At 69.6% G+C, this 2889-nt stretch carries 4 protein-coding genes; all 4 read left to right on the top strand.

All coding sequences use genetic code 11. The annotated features are described in order from the left end of the window. The coding region (locus RIF93_RS19775) for a kelch repeat-containing protein (protein ID WP_309093159.1) at positions 1 to 468 on the top strand (468 nt) is incomplete at its 5' end. Between the two features lie 26 nt (positions 469 to 494). Then, positions 495 to 1235: a molybdate ABC transporter substrate-binding protein gene (gene modA / locus RIF93_RS19770; protein ID WP_309093158.1), complete on the top strand. Its 741-nt coding sequence runs from the start codon at positions 495 to 497 to the stop codon at positions 1233 to 1235. Further along, a complete protein-coding gene (gene modB, locus RIF93_RS19765; RefSeq protein ID WP_309093157.1) occupies positions 1232 to 1912 on the top strand; it encodes a molybdate ABC transporter permease subunit in 681 nt (226 codons plus the stop codon). Before modA ends, modB begins: the two co-directional genes overlap by 4 nt. A 235-nt stretch (positions 1913 to 2147) precedes the next feature. Next, positions 2148 to 2889 (top strand): rod shape-determining protein (locus tag RIF93_RS19760; RefSeq protein WP_309093156.1); only part of this gene is annotated, 742 nt, incomplete at its 3' end.

Genomic DNA, 2889 nt, shown 5'->3' with positions numbered 1-2889 from the left:
GACGTCGCGACGCATCAGGTGTTCGATGTCCGCAGCGGCCGCTGGGAGGCCGCCGCCCCATGTCCGGAGGCGCGCAACAGCGCCACCGGCGCGGCCATCGGGGGCCTGTTCTACCTGGCCGGCGGCCGGCGCGTAGGCGAGGGCAACTCGGCCCGCCTCGATCGCTACGATCCGAAGACCGACCGCTGGGAGACGCTGCGGCCCATGCCGCGGGCCGCCGGCGGGCTCTCGGGCGCGGCGTTGAACGGCCGGCTCTACGTCTTCGGCGGCGAAGGCGGCCCTGGCGTGATCGCCGACTGCTGGTCCTACGATCCCAAGTCCGACGCCTGGCGGCCTGAGCCCGCCATGCGCACGCCGCGCCACGGCCTGGCTGGCGCGGCGGTGCGCGGCCGGATCTACGCCGTGGGCGGCGGGGTGAAGGAATCCGGCGGACAGGTCAGCGCGGTCGTCGAGGCGCTGGTCCCCTGACCCGCGGCATCGGCTAAGCTTCGACGATGATCCGATTGCTCGCCAGCCTGCTGATCGCGCTTGCGATCCCGACGCTCGCCCGCGCCGCCCAGGTGCAGGTGGCGGTGGCGGCCAACTTCACCGAACCGGCCCGTGAGATTGCCGACCGATTCGCCCGCAGGACCGGCCACAGGGCCACGCTCAGCTTCGGCTCCTCCGGCCAGTTCCTGACCCAGATCGCCAACGGTGCGCCGTTCGAGGTCTTCCTGTCGGCGGACGTGGAGCGGCCGCAGAAGGCGGAGGCGGATGGAATGGCGGTCGCCGGCTCCCGGTTCACCTACGCCACCGGGCGGCTGGTGCTGTGGAGTCGTGATCCGAAACGGGTGGACGGCCGCGGCCAGGTGCTCGCGCGGGGCGGCTTCGAGAAGCTGGCCATCGCCGATCCCAAGACCGCGCCCTATGGCCTGGCCGCCGTCGAGACGCTGCAGAGGCTGGGGGTGTACGACCGCGTCCGGCCCAAGGTCGTGCAGGGCGCCTCGATCACCCAGGCTTACCAGTTCGCCCGCACCGGCGCCGCCGAACTGGGCTTCGTCGCCCTGTCGCAGGTGGTGGCTGAGAAGGGCGGTTCGCGTTGGCTCGTGCCGGCCAACCTGCACACGCCCATCGATCAGCAGGCGGTGCTGCTGAAGGCCGCGGCGAGCAATCCAGCGGCCCGCGCCTTCATGACCTTCCTGAAGACGCCCGAGGCCAAGGCGGTGATCCGCAAGTACGGCTACGAGGTCCGGTGAGCGGTCTTCTGCCGATCCTCTGGCTGACGGTGAAGCTGGCGGCGGTCACCACGCTCATCCTGCTGGTGGTCGGCACGCCGCTGGCCTGGTGGCTGGCGCGCAGCCGCGCGTGGTGGCGCGAGGCGGTGGGCGCGGTGGTGGCGCTGCCGGTCGTGTTACCGCCCACGGTGCTGGGCTTCTATCTGCTGATCGCGCTCGGCCCCGAAAGTCCGCTGATGGCGCCGCTGCAGGCGCTGGGCGTCCGGACGCTCGCCTTCACCTTCACGGGGCTGGTGATCGGATCAGTCGTCTATTCGCTGCCGTTCGCGGTGCAGCCCTTGCGCAACGCGTTCCGCGCCATCGGCCAGCAGAACCTCGACGCCGCCGCCACGCTCGGCGCCACCGGCTGGGCGACCTTCGTCCGCGTGGCCCTGCCGCTGGCGGCGCCGGGCTATGTCACAGCCGCCGTGCTAAGCTTCGCCCATACGATCGGCGAATTCGGCGTCGTGCTGATGATCGGCGGCGGCATTCCTGGCCGCACCGACGTGGTCTCCATCGAGATCTTCCGGCTGGTCGAGGCCCTGGAGTGGGACAAGGCCCACGCGCTGGCGGCGATTCTCGTGGCCTTCGGCTTCGCCGTGATCCTGTCGCTGCTGCTGCTGGACCGCCGGGTCTCGCGGGCGGCGGCCGACGAGTAGGGCGGCTGCACCGGATTCGTGGCGAAGACGAGGCGAACCTGCGCTGGAAAACTCGCGCGCGACGCGAGAGCGCACACCGCTCTTTAAGCCTTGAAATGGCAAATGGGGCAGGGCAGAGGACGTTCGAACCCGCCAGACAGACCGTAGCGACTCGACGCATTGTTCACAGCGTCAGTCGGGCCGCCTCGGACCCCTGGCGTTCAGCATATTCAGCCCCCATCCACCAGGGCCCTGCATGATCTCATCCCTCTTCGGCGCGATCTCGAACGACATCGCCATCGACCTCGGAACCGCCAACACCCTCATCTACATGAAGGGCAAGGGCATCGTGCTGAACGAGCCCTCCGTCGTTGCGCTGCGCAATGTGGGGGGCCGCAAGGTGGTCCACGCCGTCGGCATCGAGGCCAAGCAGATGCTGGGCCGCACGCCCGGGCACATGGAAGCCATCCGCCCGATGCGTGACGGGGTCATCGCCGACTTCGAAGTCGCCGAAGAGATGATCAAGTACTTCATCCGCAAGGTTCACAACCGAAAGGGCTTCGTGAACCCGAAGGTGATCGTGTGCGTGCCGTCGGGTGCAACCGCGGTGGAGCGCCGGGCCATCAACGATTCGTGCCTCAACGCCGGCGGTCGCCGCGTGGGGCTGATCGACGAGCCGATGGCCGCGGCGATCGGCGCCGGCCTGCCGATCCACGAGCCGACCGGCTCGATGGTCGTCGACATCGGCGGCGGCACCACCGAGGTGGCCGTCCTGTCGCTCTCAGGCATCGTCTATTCGCGTTCGGTCCGCGTCGGCGGCGACAAGATGGACGAGGCGATCATCAGCTACATGCGCCGCAACCATAACCTGCTGATCGGCGAGACCACGGCCGAGCGCATCAAGAAGGAGATCGGCACGGCCCGCGCGCCGGCCGACGGCGAAGGCCTCTCGATCGAGGTGAAAGGCCGCGACCTGATGCAGGGCGTGCCGCGCGAAG

It is taken from the genome of Phenylobacterium sp. (genome assembly GCF_031181185.1).
Lineage (GTDB): Bacteria > Pseudomonadota > Alphaproteobacteria > Caulobacterales > Caulobacteraceae > Phenylobacterium.
The sequence above is the reverse complement of the archived record's forward strand: the minus strand, read 5'-3'. Positions and strand labels throughout refer to the sequence as shown.

Excerpts from the sequence above, each read along its gene's own strand:
- modA (WP_309093158.1), top strand. The coding sequence starts at position 495 with ATGATCCGATTGCTCGCCAGCCTGCTGATCGCGCTTGCGATCCCGACG.